Annotated in this window: 15 protein-coding genes; 4 read left to right on the top strand and 11 right to left on the bottom strand. The window is 59.6% G+C overall.

The genetic code is table 11. The features are described 5' to 3' along the window. Position 1: 1 nt before the first annotated feature. The 3 genes from KF841_06635 to KF841_06625 all read right to left on the bottom strand — a co-directional run bounded on the left by KF841_06635 (position 2) and on the right by KF841_06625 (position 2,223). The gene (locus KF841_06635) at positions 2–499 is read right to left on the bottom strand and encodes an HIT domain-containing protein (GenBank protein ID MBX3395028.1); all 498 of its coding nucleotides are present in this window, start codon (positions 497–499) and stop codon (positions 2–4) included. A 35-nt stretch (positions 500–534) separates the two neighbouring features. Then, the gene (locus KF841_06630; GenBank protein MBX3395027.1) at positions 535–1,206 is read right to left on the bottom strand and encodes a hypothetical protein; all 672 of its coding nucleotides are present in this window, start codon (positions 1,204–1,206) and stop codon (positions 535–537) included. 102 nt (positions 1,207–1,308) lie between these two features. Then, positions 1,309–2,223 carry an amidohydrolase gene (locus KF841_06625; GenBank protein MBX3395026.1) on the bottom strand — a complete coding sequence of 305 codons (915 nt, stop codon included), beginning with the start codon at positions 2,221–2,223 and terminating at the stop codon, positions 1,309–1,311. A gap of 3,784 nt (positions 2,224–6,007) precedes the next feature. On the opposite strand from KF841_06625, the gene KF841_06620 reads away from it, so the two are divergent. Next, entirely contained in the window at positions 6,008–6,457 is a 450-nt protein-coding gene (locus KF841_06620) for a DUF4215 domain-containing protein (protein ID MBX3395025.1), read from the top strand. 112 nt (positions 6,458–6,569) lie between these two features. On the opposite strand, the gene KF841_06615 is transcribed toward KF841_06620, so the two are convergent. The 4 genes from KF841_06615 to lipA all read right to left on the bottom strand — a co-directional run bounded on the left by KF841_06615 (position 6,570) and on the right by lipA (position 10,323). Next, complete coding sequence (locus KF841_06615) at positions 6,570–7,187, bottom strand: DUF3179 domain-containing protein (protein ID MBX3395024.1); 618 nt, start codon at positions 7,185–7,187, stop codon at positions 6,570–6,572. A 386-nt stretch (positions 7,188–7,573) separates the two neighbouring features. Beyond that, positions 7,574–8,767 carry a DNA polymerase III subunit gene (locus KF841_06610; protein MBX3395023.1) on the bottom strand — a complete coding sequence of 398 codons (1,194 nt, stop codon included), beginning with the start codon at positions 8,765–8,767 and terminating at the stop codon, positions 7,574–7,576. Next, positions 8,715–9,416 (bottom strand): dTMP kinase, encoded by a 702-nt coding sequence (gene tmk, locus KF841_06605; GenBank protein ID MBX3395022.1) that lies wholly within the window; start codon positions 9,414–9,416, stop codon positions 8,715–8,717. The genes KF841_06610 and tmk overlap by 53 nt, the downstream gene beginning before the upstream one ends. Before the next feature lies 1 nt (position 9,417). Then, positions 9,418–10,323: a lipoyl synthase gene (gene lipA / locus KF841_06600; GenBank protein MBX3395021.1), complete on the bottom strand. Its 906-nt coding sequence runs from the start codon at positions 10,321–10,323 to the stop codon at positions 9,418–9,420. A 184-nt stretch (positions 10,324–10,507) separates the two neighbouring features. Between lipA and KF841_06595 the strand changes: the two genes are divergently transcribed. Next, positions 10,508–10,978, top strand: a complete 471-nt coding sequence (locus KF841_06595; protein MBX3395020.1) for a universal stress protein — start codon at positions 10,508–10,510, stop codon at positions 10,976–10,978. Positions 10,979–11,011: 33 nt separating this feature from the next. On the opposite strand, the gene KF841_06590 is transcribed toward KF841_06595, so the two are convergent. From KF841_06590 to KF841_06575, 4 genes are all read right to left on the bottom strand, one after another. Then, the gene (locus tag KF841_06590; protein ID MBX3395019.1) at positions 11,012–11,920 is read right to left on the bottom strand and encodes an alpha/beta hydrolase; all 909 of its coding nucleotides are present in this window, start codon (positions 11,918–11,920) and stop codon (positions 11,012–11,014) included. A 72-nt stretch (positions 11,921–11,992) separates the two neighbouring features. Continuing rightward, positions 11,993–12,325, bottom strand: coding sequence for an STAS domain-containing protein (locus tag KF841_06585; protein ID MBX3395018.1), 333 nt, complete (start codon positions 12,323–12,325; stop codon positions 11,993–11,995). 68 nt (positions 12,326–12,393) lie between these two features. Continuing rightward, on the bottom strand, positions 12,394–12,813 hold the full coding sequence (locus KF841_06580; protein MBX3395017.1) for a hypothetical protein: 420 nt from the start codon (positions 12,811–12,813) through the stop codon (positions 12,394–12,396). Then, positions 12,810–13,286, bottom strand: a complete 477-nt coding sequence (locus KF841_06575; GenBank protein MBX3395016.1) for a hypothetical protein — start codon at positions 13,284–13,286, stop codon at positions 12,810–12,812. Before KF841_06575 ends, KF841_06580 begins: the two co-directional genes overlap by 4 nt. A gap of 116 nt (positions 13,287–13,402) precedes the next feature. On the opposite strand from KF841_06575, the gene rsmA reads away from it, so the two are divergent. Both rsmA and KF841_06565 read left to right on the top strand, forming a co-directional pair. Then, positions 13,403–14,290: a ribosomal RNA small subunit methyltransferase A gene (rsmA, locus tag KF841_06570; protein MBX3395015.1), complete on the top strand. Its 888-nt coding sequence runs from the start codon at positions 13,403–13,405 to the stop codon at positions 14,288–14,290. 156 nt (positions 14,291–14,446) lie between these two features. Continuing rightward, positions 14,447–14,917 carry an acyl-CoA thioesterase gene (locus tag KF841_06565; protein MBX3395014.1) on the top strand — a complete coding sequence of 157 codons (471 nt, stop codon included), beginning with the start codon at positions 14,447–14,449 and terminating at the stop codon, positions 14,915–14,917. Positions 14,918–14,924: the final 7 nt, after the last annotated feature.

The raw sequence follows: 14,924 nt of genomic DNA, 5'->3' as shown, positions 1-14,924 counted from the left end.
ATCAGGTTCCGATATTGAATCTTGGCGCGATCAATCGAAGTTGATCGCAAACCTGCGCCAGGGCCTGTGGAATGACGCGAACATCGCCGACGACCGCCATGAAGTTGGTATCACCGTTCCAACGGGGCACGACATGAATATGAAGATGCCCCGGCAGGCCGGCGCCTGCACAGCGGCCGAAGTTGATGCCGATGTTGAAGCCATCCGGCCGCAATAGTTCGGTAAGCAGCAGCTTCGCATCCCGCGTCAGGCCCCAGACTGCCAGCATCTGGCTATCGCTGAGCTCCGCGAGGTCGGCTTTGTGTTCATTGAGCGCAATCAGCAGATGTCCATTGGTGTAGGGGTACCGATTCAGGACGACTAAGGCCGAGTCACGCCGTCCGACGACGAGATTGGCGGCGTCCTGCTCGGGCTGGGCAGCGTAGTCGCACAGGAAGCACCCCTCTCGCGCGGTCGCCGCGGGCGACTCAATACCCGGCAACGAATGAATGTACTCCATTCGCCACGGCGCCCAGACGTTCTTGCTGAAGTCACTCACGGTCTGTTGCCTCGTCTGTCCGTCGAAGGCCGGCCTCCCGCCGCCGGCTTGCCGAGCAGTCTTCTCAATCGCTGACGCACCGATGCCACTTCGCGGTGGCCGACCGAGGCGTGAAACTCACCGGTAATCCGGCAGGGGCCGAAGAGGTCAATCGGATCGCGACCGAATCGCGTCGGGCGAAGCGATGCGGACTCGATCCGTCCGGAGATTTTCTCGCCGTCGCGGGAGAGTTTGAAGAACACGAACCCGGCGCCTTCGTAGCTGATCGCGTTGTCACCGTTGACCAGACAATAGGTGATGGCGGCGTTGGTTTGCGTGCTTTCCGCGTACGACTTGCCGGGTAGGGCATGCCACAAAAGTTGGATATGCAGAAGCTGCGAAGTCCAGACCAGATCATTCAATGGTTCCGGGTCGGCGTCAGGCGTTTGATCCATGCCGTCAACGCCGTCGGACGAATCGACGTTCGACGGCCGGGATGCGCGTTGTTTCTCAAGGTGCGGAACTTCGAGTATGCGCGGCTCAAGTTCGAGAACGATCTCGATGCTTTGCTCGCTGTTCATCCGAAAATAACCACGCGGAAAGGTTTCCGTGAATGTGTCGTTTTTCTGGGCATCGCGAAACGAGACGAGTTCGATTCGGGTCGTCTCCTGATGACACGCACATGACATCACCACAGCCGCCGCGGCTGCCAAGGCGTGCCGGATGCGCGAGGCCTCACATCGCCATGGACGCCCGGTTGATTGTCGCCGGGGTGAGCTCGACATCGGGGATCAGGGCTCCTGATCGAGGATCGCGTGGCTTGATTTGGCCGACACGAACCCGGTCGGTTCAATTCCGAGAATCGAAAGCGCGTCGCGTTCGACGATGGACACGAGCGACTGACGCGGAATCGTCGGAAGATTCGTGCCGGTGACAAGGTGGTTGATGCGGTAGAGCGACTCAATCGCCTTGGTCGGCGTGGCGAACGGAAAATCGCTTCCGAACAGAAGTTTGTCGATCACGCCGTACTGATACGCCGCCAGCAGCGCGTTATAAGCCTGCCAGGGACGCTGAATCAGCGACGCGATGTCGGCATAAACGTTGGGATGTTTACCAAGAAGGACGACGCACTCGTCGATCCATGGATACCCCATGTGCGCGATCACCATGCGTAACTGCGGCAGATCGCGGGCAACTTCGTCGAGGAGCGACGGTCGCGCGAATTCCATCTTTGCGGCGCAATTGAAGTGAATTCCCTGTTGGAATAGAACCGGTTTCCGGAGGCGGGCCGCTTCGGAAAAAACCTGCATCGCGCGACTGTCGGAGGGATGAAAGTCCTGCGCTGCGGGCGAGACGGCGATCGCCTTCATGCCGTATTCGGCGTGGGCCTGCTGCAATTCGTCGAGCGCTTCATCCACGTTCGTCGGATCGATTCCGGCCACGCCGATCAGTCGATCCGGTGATTGCCGGACATAGTTGAAGATGAATTCACTCGAAACCGACACGCCAAGATAGCGACTCTTGAAGCCGATCACGAAGGTCTTATCAACCGGCTCGGTTGCCCTGCGATGATGCTCGACCGAAGCGTCCGGACACCCATTTCCGCTGTGCTCGGAGCCGTGGCCCGCCCGCTGGGATACGCCTAGGGAAGCGGTGCCAACCTGCTCGGCGGATTCCCAGATATGGGTATGACAATCGACAATCACTTCGTCGGTTCCAAGAAGCCAAGCAGCACCGGAAGGCCCTTGTATCGGGTTCCATCGATACTTCAGGCTCGCCACTCGCCCCGACAAAGTTAGTCGACATTGATTCAGTCGGTCAAGACGACGTGTTTTCATGCCGTTTTTGACGCATCTCGTAACCCAGAACCGGAGTTGACACGCTGTTGAAGGGATCGGGTTGATGAATCAGAACAAGCGCTTGTTACGGAACAGTGAGCAATACGGAAGGGTAATCAGTTTGAGTTTCTCATTGACGACGGGCTGGCCATCTTGTTACTCTCGCATTTATCGGAAATGACCTGTTCGGGTCTTTTTCGGGTTAATGCAGCTCACAGGATCGGTGGATTGTGCGGATAGGGTGCACAAGCTATTGATCGAAGTTGTCGGGCCATGTGGGTTTGCAAGTGCCGAACGCAGTCATGGGATAGGGTGGTCGACGGCGAAACGTTGGCCGAGCTCTAGTTGCGTAATCGGTGTTTGGGTGGGAAGAATGCCGGCAATTCGGTCGATAGACGCGCGTCGTTCTTGCGCGCTTCCCCATCAAATGGCGTGGCGGAGATGCCGCGCTCATCGGAGCGGCCTCTCCACAATTCGCCGAACGATTCAAAGTGCAAACGCGACTTCATCCCTCCAGACCGCGCGCAGAATCGCGCATCGAATCCGTATGACTAGCCGCATGACCGGCGTGGAACGTCTTCATCGCGGTGAGATCGATAGCCAATCCTTTGGATAGGGTGGGAACAGTAAATCGGGAGCATTATTTATGTCGTTGAGATTGCGTTTCGTTGCAGGTAACTGGCTGTGTATTTGTAGCGTGTCGGTCTTGCTCGGCATTTCCTCGACAACTTCGGGGCAGTGCGTCGTTCCCGATAATGGCGGAGGCACCGTGACGCTGCCTCCGGCGGGATGCGCGTATCTTTCACCCTCTGAGGTTCATGCGATCATCGACGGCCTTCCGCCCGGAACGACGATCGAATTCGCTCCCATCCACAGAAACTTCATCTGCGAGGGCGGCTCGCAGGGATTCCCGTTCTGTCCGCCCCCCGGCGTCTGCGAGGGCCCGGCTCCTGGCGGCGGCAACGTGGACTGCTTCCAGTCGACGGGTGAATTCGTGGCGAACGGGACCGGCGTTCTCGCCGGTTTCTCTCGCCCGGTGACCATGCCGATCCAGTGTCAGGTCCGCACTCAGCCGCGAACGCCGGGTCAGCCGGTGCAGTCGTTTGACACGGACATGTTTTTCATGCAGGGCCAGTTGCCTCCCGGTGATCCTGATTTCGATCTGCTTCGGATCACGGCCGGCTCTGGCTTCGGACTGCCCAGCCCGGGTCACACCACCTTAACGCAGTTGCCGGGCGGCAACTGGGCGGTCGACAGCTTCTTCGACATCACCTATCGCATCGACTTCATCGGTTCGCCGGGCGGTCCGCTGGCCGGAATGTCGGGCAGTACCACGGGCACGATTCACATGGTGGCGGGACTTCCTCCGGGAACCGGCCTGGCCTGCTGCCTGCCCAATGGCATGTGCGTTAATGTGTCGAGCACCACCGAATGTGCGTCGATTGGCGGCACGGCCCAGGCGCCGGGTTCGAGCTGCCTGACGGTTGACTGTCTGATTAACGTCAACCAGGCATGCTGTCTGCCGTCCGGCGCGTGCGTTGAGAATGTTCCCGTTGCCGATTGCCAGCTTCAGGGAGGTATTCCCGGTGGCCCCGGCAGCACCTGCCAGAATGTAAACTGTTTTCCTTTGTTGCAGGCCTGCTGCCTTCCGACCGGGGGATGCGCCGATCTGGAAGTCTGGGAGTGCGACCTGGGTGGCGGAGTGCCGCAAGGCCCGGGAACCAGTTGTGCGACCGTGACATGCGGTGGCGGAGGATGTGCTCCTCTTCCAAATGGAACGGGCTGCGCGCAGACTAGCTGCCCCCTCGCCGGACAGGAGTGCCAGCCTAGTTGCATTCGATTTGACCCGACGACCGGCCAGTCGACGGTCATCGCCTGCGAGTGCCGATATCTGCCTGAGTGCCATGCCGTGATTCAGGGCGGCACACCGGGCGGCGGTGACGGCGCGGATCCACGCGGCGGCGGCAATCCCTGTGTCGTGCCGGATAACGGCGGCGGCACGGTCACGCTGCCCCCGGCCGGATGCGCCTACCTGAGCCCGAGCGATGTCCACATGATTCTGGACGGTCTACCGCCGGGCACCACGATTCAGTTTGCCCCGATTCACACCGACTTCATCTGTCGCGGCGATCAACCCGCCGGTGTGTGCTCGTTCCCGCCTCCATTCCCGGGCGTCGATTGCGATCAGCCGGGCGGTACGCTGGGTGGTGAGCAGGAGTGCTCGGATTCCAATCTGCACGGCACGCTGAACGGCACTGGCGCGCTGGCGGGCTTCAACCGTGGCGTGACCATTCCGTTGAGCTTCGAGACCCACACGGCGCCCCGAACACCGGGTGATCCGATTCAGTCGTTTGATACGACGATGTTCCGGATGTTCGGTCAGATCACGGGTGATCCGGACTTCACCCTGCTCCGCGTGGTCGGCGGAACGGATTTCGGTCTGCCAAGCCCGGGTCATACGACGCTGACACAGTTGCCGGGCGGCAACTGGGCGGTGGACAGCTTCTTCGACATCACGTACCGAATCGACTTCGTCGGCGCTCCGGGTGGCCCGCTCGCGGGAATGTCCGGCTCAACGACGGGTACGATCCGGATGGCGACGGGTGGCGGACCGGCCTGCCAGGGCTCCTGCCCGCCGGGTACCGTCTGCCGCGAAGTGCGGACGGTTCTGGCCGACGGTTCGATCAATGTCTGCTGCGAGTGCGAATCGTTTGCACAGGCATGCTGTCTGCCCAATGGCACCTGTCTGGATCTCGATCCGCTCAGTTGCCATGTTGAGTTCGGCGGCATTCCTCAAGGCCCCGGAACGACTTGTGCGACCACGACCTGTCCGGTCCCCGAATGCGGTCCGAGGCCTGACGGCCAAGGCTGCAATCCGGCTCCTTGCGACGTGCCGGGTCATGCTTGCGTTCCGACATGCGTTAATTTCGACCCTGCCACAGGTCAGACGACCGTGACCAGTTGTGAGTGCCGACGTGATGACTCTTGTCGCGTTCAGCTCGCTGGTGGTGGAAGCGGCGACGGGAACCCGGGTGACGGAGCCGATCCGCGTGGCGGCGGAAATCCGTGCGTCGTTGCAGACGCGGGAGGCACAGTCGTGCTGCCCCCGGCCGGATGCGCCTATCTCAGCCCGAGCGATGTCCACATGATTCTGGATGGTCTGCCGCCGGGCACGTCGATTCAACTGGCTCCGATCCACACGAACTTCATCTGCAACGAGAACGCAGGCACGCCGACGGTATGCTCGCAACTGATTCCACCGAACATTTGCGAAGTGGCGGGCGGCAGTCTCGGCGGTCAGAAGGACTGCTTCAACTCCGACATCCAGTTCCAGGCACAAGGGACGGGCGCATTGTCCACCTTCAGCCGACCGATCTCGATTCCGCTCTCGTGCGAAGCGCATACCGCGCCACGCTCGCCAGGCGATCCGGTCCAGTCGTTTGATACGGACATGTTCCGGATGTTCGGTCAGATCACGGGTGATCCGGACTTCGACCTGCTCCGCGTGGTCGGCGGGACGGACTTCGGTCTGCCAAGCCCGGGTCATACGACGCTGACACAGTTGCCTGGTGGCAACTGGGCGGTGGACAGCTTCTTCGACATCACGTACCGAATCGACTTCGTCGGCGCTCCGGGCGGCCCGCTCGCGGGAATGTCCGGCTCAACGACAGGTACGATCCGGATGGCGACGGGCAATGGTCCATCGTGTAAGGGCGTCTGCCCGCCTGGCACAGTCTGCCGCGAGGTCCGAACGGTTCTTTCGGACGGCACGATCAATCTCTGCTGCGTGTGCGAAGCGGTTTGCTATTGCCCCGGCGATGTTTTTGCAGATGGCGTGCTGAACGGAAAGGACATCCAGGCGTTCGTCAATTGCCTGCTGGGTGTTCCCAATCCGGATCCGCAGATCAATTGCGCGTGCGTTGACTTTGACGGCGATGGTCCGGGCTTGAGCGATATCCCGTTCTTCGTTCACGCGATTCTGGACAAGCAGCCGTGCCCGCAGGCCGTTTGCGGAAACGGAATCGTCGAACCGGGTGAGCAGTGCGACGACGGCAATCAGGCTGCCGGCGACGGTTGTGATCAGAACTGCCGGCTCGAGTAGGCTCGAACCGACAGCCAATTGAATTGACTCACGGGGGCGGGTGCAATTGGCACTCGCCCCCGCTGCTTTGAACGGCCTTCATGGGAACAGGCGCGAACTCCGCATCCTGAACTCACCGCCGGTAAATTTCGCAATCCGGAAATGTAAGGCAGAAGCCGTACCAGCGGGTCATGAGTTGCATCGGTCGTCGTCGAGGTCCGGTGGAGTCGGTTCGATGATTCGCGTACTCCGCATAGGGGATGCGTGTGCGAAGGTCTATTCCAACGATGATATCATGAGGGTCCACGAAATCGGCTAATGCTCCATCCGGATGCGACGCAATGTCTTCGATTGGATAGAAGCGTTGGACGCGATCAGTCCAGACTCCCAGTCCGAGTTGCATTTCAGGTAGACGCGCATCGACCGGCCCCATCGTCCGGCGGAAGCCTGGCGGCAGAAAGCCTCGGCGAGTGAGCCTCGTCCATTCAGCAATTCGACCCATGCATCGCCCGAATAGTCCGGGCCGCGAGACGGCAAGCACTGTTTTGTAATTGTCGTCGACTGCTCGTCCGGCGGTGGTGTGTATCAGCGGGCCGGTCTGCATCCGATGTCCTTGAAGCGGCCCGTGGACGCACTCGCCGGTGATATGATCCCAGTAGGACCCGGTGCGATGGTCCCCCAGAATTGAGAGACCATTGTAAAGTCCACGATGCCCGAAGTGATGAATTCGGCCGTCAATGAGAGGGATCATACTGACCCCGGAATTGCAAACCACTCAGAAAGACACCAGCCAGGGGTGGCCGGCGATTTCTCCTTGTGCGACGTGGTGGTATGCCATCTGTGTCGTGATTAACGCGACGGGAGTTGGAGAGATCTCTGACACAAGTACCGGCGTATCCGGTGTCAGCAACCGGGTCGTGATGGCATCACTTAGTGGCTGATAACTGCTTACGCGGAACGGCCGAAAGACATCATGATTAAACAGTGACGCGCGTGAAAGGTCGAACGAAAGCGAGGCAGAGAGTTCTTGACCTGGCTCCGGCATAGGCTACTCCCCCTCCATGATAATCAATCCCCAGTAGAATTCAGCCGGATTTGGAAAGTGCAGAGTTCCCGAATTCAGATTGCCGCGGGAGGTCAGACGCCAACCGGTGGGCCGAGTGCATCCGCCGTGGCGAGTGATGCGACATCGAAGACCAACTGCGCCTGTGCATTGCGATGAATCTGAGACTCGGCCGATGCGACGGCCTGAATCGCCGTTCGAATTGAGCGGGGATCGCGGTGGGAGGCAATGGATCGAAGCGTGGCGGACCCGGGCAGGGAGGCCGCCGCAACACCCATTGCCATTCGCTGGACATCCCGCAGCAAGCACCCAACGATCGCCAGCGTGTATGTCTGCCCGAGCCTGCTGGTATTGAGGTCGGCTGTTTCATCGTCGTCGACGTCGTCATCTTTGCCGAGCAAACGAAAAGCGACAGCGAGCTTCTTTGAAAGATCAACCAGGAACGATGCGAACGCGAGCGGATCGCCCGGAGCATTTGCCATGGCGGCGACCACCGGCTCCACATGTTCGGCGATTCCCAGATTCAACAGCTGTGATGCGCGGCCGGGACTGCCTTGTGAGAGCTCGGCCAGGAAGTTGGCCGTTGCGGCGTCCGCACCGTGTTCGGTCATCAGAAACTCGCGAACAAATTGCGTGGGCAGATTCCTGAAGCCGATCTGGTGGCATCTCGAGCGTGTCGTGTCCAGGAGAAGATCGCCGGAGGTCGAGAGGAGAATGATGTAGCTGTGTTCGGGCGGTTCCTCAAGCGTCTTCAGCATCGCGTTCTGCGAGTTTGCGTTGAGTCGATCGCCGTCCACGATGACGAATATTTTGGCTCGGCCGCGGCTGGGACTGAGTCCGGCCTTGTCGATGAGAAAGTGGCGGATGACGTCGATTCCCAGTTCGGTCGCCTTGCGTTTCTGAACCTCTCGATCCGGATGCAGCCTGTTGAGCGTTCGATGGATGCGATGGAAATCAGGGTGATTGCCGGCCTGCATCAACTCGCAGTCGACGCATCGACCGCAGGCATCCTGCCATGAATTGAGATCCGGCAAGGCGAGTGAGGCGGGTGGTTCAATCCGACGAGGCGATTCGCACAGCAGCACAGTCGCAAGGCGGACAGCCAACATTTCCTTGCCGATGCCTTCGGGACCCGTGAAAAGATAGGCATGGGGCATGCGCCGGGCGGACATGGCCCTTTGAATCCGGCCGTGCGCGGCGTTTTGATGGAGGACGTCAGAGAGCTGCATTCGTGAGAGCACCCAGAATCCGGTTGTGAACTTCGTCAACCGTGCCGACGCCGTCGACAACAACGACCGGCGCGGGGTATATCGCGGGCAGTTCGATGAAGAGCGATCGCACGCGCTCGTGGAATTCAATCGGTCTGGCTTCCATTGCGTCGGTATGCACATCGTGAAAGAGCATCGTCTGACCGCGTCCGGCGACTGATTTTCGCTGGGCCGGAGACTTGCGATTCGTGCGTTTGAATGCCTCATCCGGCGGCATGTCCAGAATGATCGTGAGGTGCGGCCAGACATCGTCGATGGCAAACCGGGCCAGTTCGACGACGCGCCTCGGGTCGTAGCCGGCGGCACCCTGATAGGCGCATGTGGCGGACACATAGCGATCGCCGAGCACGGTAACACCTTCGGCCAGTGCCGGACTAATGACATCTCGCACCAGCTGCGCGCGCGACGCCATGAACAGCAGCGTCTCGCAATGGATGTCCATTTCGGAAAGATCGTAATCGAGAAGGACGTGTCTTATGCGATCACCGATCACGGTGCCGCCCGGATCGCGCGTGCGGATGAAATCGACGCCGGCCGCTTCCAGACCCGCCTGAATTCGTTCGAGTTGTGCGCCCTTACCGGCCCCGTCTACGCCGTCTAGTACGAGAAACCTTCCGCGAAGTCGTTCATACGCGGTCTTGGTGGACAAGCTATCGTCCTCGTCGTTGATTAATGGCTTCGTAAACCTCGGCTGCATTGTAGCTGGAGCGAACGAACGGTCCAGACGCAACGGCCTTGAATCCGATGTCCCGCGCTTCTGCGGCGATCTCGTCGAACTCATCGGGTGGGTAATAGCGGATGACCGGCGCGTGTTTCACAGAGGGCCGAAGATACTGCCCAACCGTGAGAATATCGACATCGACGGCTCGCAGATCGCGCATTGCCTGGTGTAGCTCATCCCGCGTTTCGCCGAGACCCACCATCAGGCCGCTTTTTGTGAAGACATGGGGAAGGATTTCTTTTGCCTTTCGCAGCACGTCGAGAGTGCGCCGATATCGCGCGGCCGGTCGAATGGCTGGCGACAGTCGCTCGACTGTTTCCTGGTTGTGATTATAAATATCCGGCCCAGCATTGCAGACCGTTTGGAGGCAGTCGTCGCGCGCGTGGAAATCGGCGGGCAGAATCTCGATTGCGCAGCCCGGTGAAGTTCGTCGAATGGCGCGGATGCACTCTGCGAAGTGCCCTGCGCCTTCATCGTCGAGGTCGTCACGGGCCACGGCGGTAATCACCACATGCTTCAGGCCCAATTCGGCAACCGCGGTGGCGAGACGTTCGGGCTCGTCAGCTTCGGGAGGCAGAGGTTTCGCCGTCGCGACCGAGCAGAAATGGCATCGCCGGGTACACAGATCGCCCAGAATCATGAAAGTTGCATGGCGATGCGACCAGCATTCAGACAGGTTCGGGCAGCGTGCCTCTTCGCAGACAGTGGCGACTCGACTCCGTTCCACAATCCGGCGCGTGTTAAGCAGGACATCGCCGGTCGGCAACGGCCGTTTCAGCCATGGCGGTAGTCGGCGTGCAGGGTATTCGGGATTTTCGATGACATTGAGCTGCATGTGTCGGGATCCGCGCGTGCACTGGTGGAAACTGATCGGCTTCCGCCCCAAAAGCCGACATGATCGGCGATGCAGCCGGAGCCATCCTGGATGCCGGTATTATATTCCGTTTACCAGTTCGTGCGAATAGCGTAAGTTACAACGGGGGAGAGGGAATCGGCTGCTGCGTCGAAGGAGGCTGGCCATGATTTCGCTGACCCGCGTGCTGTTTCCGACCGATTTTTCTGATTTGTCGCTTCAGGCGTTGAAGTATGCACGGTCGTTCGCCGAGAGTTTCAAGGCGGAACTGCATGTCCTGCACATCGTGGATGAAGCGTCGATCTACTGGACCGCAGTCGCGCCGAATACCGTTCCGATCGGCCCGTCCATCAATGAACTGATGGAGATCGCCGAATCGGAGATGCAGAGATTCGTTCAGGCACAACTGGCCGATCTGAAGGCGCCGATGGTGACGGAAGTGCTGTCTGGCCGCCCGTTCATGGAGATCATCCGGTATGCGAGGGAGAAAACGATCGATTTAATCGTCATCGGCACGCATGGCCGGAGCGGGCTTCATCACGTCCTGCTCGGATCGGTCGCCGAGAAAATTGTGCGGAAGGCACCTTGTCCGGTGCTGACGATTCGGCACCCGGAACACGAATTCGTCATGCCTTGATAGTCTCCCTAAACCGAGCTGCATCCGGTTTTTTCACAATCCGAATATCTGTCCCAGGAAATTGGCGATGATCGGCAGGGTGCTGGTGTTTACGGTGCCGCGTGGAATTGCGACCCAGGCATGCTCGGAAATGGGTACGCGGCCGAGCGTGTGGCGAGCGTGTTTCTCATTGCATGCACTCACAAGTGATTTCGCCTGCGAATAGGGAACGACGCTATCAAGCGTGCCATGAAGCGTGAGAATGGGCGGGCCGTCCTCGCGCACATGAGTGATTGGCGATGCGGCGTCCCACTTTGATGGATCCTCGCCGATCTCGCAGCCGACGAGGTCACGCGCGACGATTTTCACCCACCAGGCTCCGGTCAGTAGCAATCGAAGATCCGTCGGTCCGTACAGGTTGATGATGCCCGAGACATTCGACGAAACATCCGGGTAAGGTTCCGTGCCGATGATCGCCTGATCGCGGCACAACCCGGCCATCAGCGCAAGATGACCACCAGCCGATTCGCCGCCGATCGCGATGCGATCCGGGTCGATTCCGTACTCTGCCGCGTTCTTTCGAAGAAATCGGACGGCGGCCGCGACATCCTGCACGGGATCTGGAAATCGAACGCCCGTTTTCTTATTTACGAGACGGTACTGCACAGTTGCAGAAACGTATCCAAGCGATGCCGTGAATTTGGTCAGCGGCCGCATGAAGTTTTTTGAACCGTAAGCCCATGCACCGCCGTGAATCCAGACGACCGCAGGAGCCGGCTTCGAACTGCCCCGGGGCATCGCGATATCCATCCTGAGTGGCGCCGCGTTGTCGCGATTCAGGTACTCGACATTGTTGCGCCAGTCCACGTCGAAGGCGCGGACGGGCTCACGCGCGCAGCCCGTGGAATACGACAAAATCATCAGGCAGACGAACCCGATGATAACCAAGCTGGAGTGTTTCATTGGAATTTCCTTCGGCGGGGAGGCTCGGCATGCAATCGTCGATGTCGGAATGGGCTGCACGCTGGCTGCCGCTCATGCGTTGACGGCCGACATCGCGTCCGCCCGCGACGGGTGAATCTCGAAGAATCGGATGAGCCGTGTTATCTGAAGCACGCCCTGCACGAAGGGCGATGGTGAGGTGAGCACGAATCGGGCACCCTGCGAGTTGGCTCGAGCCGTCAATTGAACCAGTAGTCCCAGTCCCGCCGACGTGATCATCTGAACGCTCGACAGATCGAGCACGATACGAGGGCGTCCTTCGTCAAGCAGTCGGCCGATTTCTTCGGCGAGCGGCGAATCATGGTCGATAGTTCCAATCGGCTCAAAGAGCCAACAATCACCGATCCGTGAGTGGGGCGTGGACATAGGCTGTGAGATCCCTCGGACATCTCTGTCGTCGCGGTTGCCGGTGGGGGGTATTGGGGGCCTGGGCATTAGAGGCCGCCGCTCGCTGGCGGACCGCTGTCTTCACTTTTTGTGTCGTGCTTTGCGCGCTTCTGCTCCTCATTGAACTTAACCTCGGCGCGACCTTCAGTCCAGCCGACCTTGTAGCCCTGGCGGTATTGCTGGTCCGCCATCCAGGTCCACAGCCATGATGCGTTTTTGTCGGTCAACGACCATTTCGCATCGCGTCGGCCGTCATTTCGCCCCCGATTAAATTCAGGGCCGGAGACGAACATACTGGGTGAACTTTCGTTGCGATTGTTGCGCTCTCCGCATGCCAGGCCGGAGACAAGCGCACAGACGATGGCGATGACGAAATGACGTCGCGATCGAAACAATCGCGGCCGCAGGTCCGAATCCCGATCGCGGCTCCGCGAATTCAGCGGATGAATTTGTGGAGGTTGAATCATTTTCGTCCATGCTGGCGATAGATTCCGCGCTCACAAGCGACCACGAAAGTCTCAGCGGTCGTCTTCAACCGCTCCCATTCAATTCGAATTCTATCGGCTTCGGTCGGTTCGATCGCGCCATCGTCGGCGACGGCGTCACTGACTTGGTTCAGCAACTCGCTGAACGCTCGCACCAATCGACGGGTGGATTGTAGCAGGTCGTGGTCGATGTTCTTGCAGTTTGCCTCCGGATTGTGCACGAAGAAACCGCCTGCTTCGTGGCAAAGCCAACTCACCACCGCGGTATGCCCGGTAAGGTCGACAATTTCTTTGAGGCGGTCCAGCGGATTGCGTGCTCCACTGAGGTCGGGGTCGCTCGGATCGGCTTCCTGGCACCATTTGTAAATCAGCGCCGGGCTGAGTTTCAACTCGCTGGCGAGGGCTTTGACACCGACGATTTCCGCGGCTTCCCTGAGCACTTCATTTGACTTCATGATGCGGCTCCACAAGTTGACGCACTCGACGCATGGTTCCAGATGTCTCCGATCATTTCATCTCGGCAGGACAGTTCGATCTATTATAATTCGGTTTCTGAATTGGAGCGTGCACGTTGGACCCTCGTCAGCTTGAAACGGCATTCCAGACGCAGTCCGAGATTCGAGCGCTGCTCGATGCGCACGGCGGACATCCCAAAAAGCGCTTCGGTCAGTGCTTTCTTATCGATCGCAACCTCATGCACAAGCTACTGTTGTCGGCCGATCTGCAATCGACGGATTGCGTGCTGGAGGTCGGCACAGGCACGGGGAGCCTCACCGGACTGGTGGCCGCGACCGGTGCGAATGTCGTAACTGTCGAGGTCGATCCGGACGTCTTGGAAATCGCTCAAGAACGTTTATCGGATTGCGAACGGATCACGTTTCTCTTGGTGGATGCACTGGAGGGCAAGCGATCGGTTTCGCCGTCGCTCGTGGACGCGCTGATGCAGGCGCACGTGGCGTCGGGCGGAAAGTTGAAGCTGGTTGCAAACCTTCCGTATGACATTGCGACGCCGTTGGTAATGAATCTGCTGCTTTCGAATCTGCCCTTCGAGCGAATGTGCTTCACCGTGCAGACCGAAGTTGCGGACCGTTTCCTCGCGAAACCCTGTACCAAGGACTACGGTCCCGTGAGCATCGTTACCCAGCTACTTGCCGTCGGTCATCGCATCTGCAAACTTCCGGCCCGGGCGTTCTGGCCCGCGCCGAAAGTGGAATCTAGCATGGTGCGGCTTGATGTTCGCCCTCGCGAAGAATCCCAGGCTAATGACACGGCCGGGTTCGCCGAATTTGTCCACCTTTTTTTCAACTACAGGCGGAAAACGGTGGCGCATACCGCCCGGCACCTTTCGATTGCGGACAAGGTGCTTCCGGCGCTCGATCAACTGGGCATCGCTCATAACGTCCGCCCGGAAGAGATGGGCGTCGCGGAGTGGGCAGCTCTGTTCAGTTTGAGCCGGTGACGGTCCAATTCCGGGTCGATATAATCCGAATCCACGATGGTCGCCGGTTCGTGGCGACCGCAGGCAAGACGCGGGCTCGCGAGGTGTCGGCGACCGCACTGCTTTAACTTGTCCGGCCTCGCTCACGCGGAGTCAGAGATTCATCAGGAACGGTCAATGTCATCCCAGGCCGACGGCGGGCGGACGATCAGCACACTTCAACTCGTCAAGAGCGAAGATCTGAACCACCATCAGACTCTTTACGCCGGCCGTTGTGTTGAATGGTGCGTGCAGGCGGCTTATGTCTGCGCGGAAAACTGCTTCGACGAGCCGCGCGCGCTGGTATTCATGTCAATTCGCAGTCTGTCGATGCGTTCGCCGGCTCGAGTCGGAGATATAGTCCGTTTGACCGGCACGTTGGATTATGTGGGCGACTCAACGATTGGTGTTCGCGTTGATGCGACGACTCTTCAGCCGAAGCATGCACCGACAATCGTCGCGACCGGTACGTTTCTCTTTTGCACGGTGGATGAGAAAGGGCGGGCTCAAGCCCACGGCTTGCCGGTAATCGAGAACGGAAGTCAGGCTTCGCAGCGTCGCTGGACCCAGACCATCGAAGAGGAGCGTCGGCATCTGGGCAGTCGGTGAGCCGTGC

This window comes from Phycisphaerae bacterium, from assembly GCA_019636475.1.
Taxonomy (GTDB): domain Bacteria; phylum Planctomycetota; class Phycisphaerae; order UBA1845; family UTPLA1; genus JADJRI01.
Note: the sequence above shows the minus strand (reverse complement) of the source record. Positions and strands in the feature narration are given on the sequence as shown.

Bases quoted from the DNA above. Each gene is read 5' to 3' on its own strand.
- KF841_06635 (MBX3395028.1), bottom strand. From the start codon at position 499: ATGGAGTACATTCATTCGTTGCCGGGTATTGAGTCGCCCGCGGCGACC.
- KF841_06630 (MBX3395027.1), bottom strand. From the start codon at position 1,206: ATGTCATGTGCGTGTCATCAGGAGACGACCCGAATCGAACTCGTCTCG.
- KF841_06620 (MBX3395025.1), top strand. From the start codon at position 6,008: ATGTCCGGCTCAACGACAGGTACGATCCGGATGGCGACGGGCAATGGT.
- KF841_06615 (MBX3395024.1), bottom strand. From the start codon at position 7,187: ATGATCCCTCTCATTGACGGCCGAATTCATCACTTCGGGCATCGTGGA.
- lipA (MBX3395021.1), bottom strand. From the start codon at position 10,323: ATGCAGCTCAATGTCATCGAAAATCCCGAATACCCTGCACGCCGACTA.
- KF841_06595 (MBX3395020.1), top strand. From the start codon at position 10,508: ATGATTTCGCTGACCCGCGTGCTGTTTCCGACCGATTTTTCTGATTTG.
- KF841_06590 (MBX3395019.1), bottom strand. From the start codon at position 11,920: ATGAAACACTCCAGCTTGGTTATCATCGGGTTCGTCTGCCTGATGATT.
- KF841_06585 (MBX3395018.1), bottom strand. From the start codon at position 12,325: ATGTCCACGCCCCACTCACGGATCGGTGATTGTTGGCTCTTTGAGCCG.
- KF841_06580 (MBX3395017.1), bottom strand. From the start codon at position 12,813: ATGATTCAACCTCCACAAATTCATCCGCTGAATTCGCGGAGCCGCGAT.
- KF841_06575 (MBX3395016.1), bottom strand. From the start codon at position 13,286: ATGAAGTCAAATGAAGTGCTCAGGGAAGCCGCGGAAATCGTCGGTGTC.
- KF841_06565 (MBX3395014.1), top strand. From the start codon at position 14,447: ATGTCATCCCAGGCCGACGGCGGGCGGACGATCAGCACACTTCAACTC.